The following is a 1,605-nucleotide window of genomic DNA, read 5'->3' on the forward strand; positions in this document are numbered from 1 at the left end:
GTGTGAGTCAAGCCATAGTGGGCAGGATTTTTTTGTCTCCAAAATAAGACTTCTGGTTTCCTCTTCTTGAAAGCGCTTTATTTTTGTATGATTCCTTTCTTCCACTCGATTTTTGCCTCATCCGCGAAGGGCTTTTAAGGCCAGCCCGGTAGGGCTGCTTTGATATGGCCCGTGCAACAGGCGGATCGTCCCGTTTATATAGCCTTTTGCCTGCTCTTTCACTTCCCGTAGCAAGTCCTTCACTCGGACCATTGGGTTGGGCTGTAACACTTGCTTCTTCGCTATCGCCTGGCCGCTCAAACGACTTCCCTCTTGTCGTGCCATAATGGCTCGCAACATCGCTTGTACTCCCCGTACACTCCAACTGTAGCCGCCTCGTTTGGTCCTTTTTGCCATCACCCGCATTTGCGCTTCCGCACTCCCCATTGGACGCATGCCCGTCGTGTCGATACCAGCTTCACCCAGAACCTTTCGATAGTCGATAAGATGCCTTCGATGCCGCCGTAAATAGGCCACGTATTTCCGCCATTCGTTCCGGTGCTCTTCCAGAATCTTTTCCTCCGGTACGGACTCTACTGTCGCCAGCAAGATATCCGCTTCAAAGGCCACCAACGCCTGCCGTACCGTCTGCCACGTCTCTGGCAACTGACCCAGGAATCGGCGCAATTCTCGCGCCACATGAAAGCGATCCAGTGTGTAAATACAGCGGTGAAAGTAGGATTCGCATTCTCCAATCCAATTGGCCCCATCCCCATTGACTACGATCCATGTGTTTTCATCCATGTCGTAATGACGAACCAGAAAGTCGCCAAACCCTTCCCAGAACTCTCCCTTCGTCGTATGCAGGTAATGGCGTTTCGACCTAAGCCGCACTCGGTCCCCCTCTTGTTCCCATCCTTCGTGCACAATCGCCATTCGATTTTCCATTCCCCGCTGGCGCTGCCTCTGCAATGAGGTGTAAAGTCCATCCACTTCCACAAACAATACGCGAACCGACCTTCGGGTCGCTTTCGACACGATGGTTGATGCTTGTTCAACCCGCGTGATTAGTTTGTCCCGAATGGCCTCATGGCTCAGTACCCGATACCCCAGTAACGCTTCCAAGCGTTTTGCGCTGTCCCGGTACGAGGGGCCTTGGCTAGCAAATTCGATCGCTATCTCTTCCAAAAACGGGCTTAGCTTCTCCCGCCCGTCAAAGGCCAGCATACGATCCAACAAATACACATGTTGACCCTTCACGCGATCCTGATACAATCGCCGTTTGAATCGAACCGTACCAAAGAGCGTGTCGATCTGGACTTCTCGTTGGTCCTTCAGCCGAAAGCGTGAATGATCCCGTTGATGCATCAGATACTCGTCCAACGCTTCCAAAATATAAGCCATACCGGCAGCGAACTGTTCCTGCAACGTTCGAAACAACAACGTTTCAAGCTCTTTCATTGTGGGAAATTCCGTGGTAAACTTGCTCACAGGGTTTCTCCTCCTTGGTGTGTTTGGTTTTGGCGCTTTACACTTTACCAAGAAGAGAAGCCCTTTTCTATACCCTCCAACTGATTTTTCTTCAAAAATTTCTTTTCGGTTTGCCCACGAACATTTTACTCATAC

At 50.8% G+C, this 1,605-nt stretch carries 1 protein-coding gene; it reads right to left on the reverse strand.

What is annotated here, in order from left to right:
* Positions 1 to 117: 117 nt before the first annotated feature.
* Positions 118 to 1,470: an ISLre2 family transposase gene (locus EDM57_RS22250; RefSeq protein ID WP_122906863.1), complete on the reverse strand. Its 1,353-nt coding sequence runs from the start codon at positions 1,468 to 1,470 to the stop codon at positions 118 to 120.
* Between the last annotated feature and the right edge of the window lie 135 nt (positions 1,471 to 1,605).

It is taken from the genome of Brevibacillus gelatini, from assembly GCF_003710935.1.
GTDB classification, from domain to species: Bacteria; Bacillota; Bacilli; order Brevibacillales; family Brevibacillaceae; genus Brevibacillus; species Brevibacillus gelatini.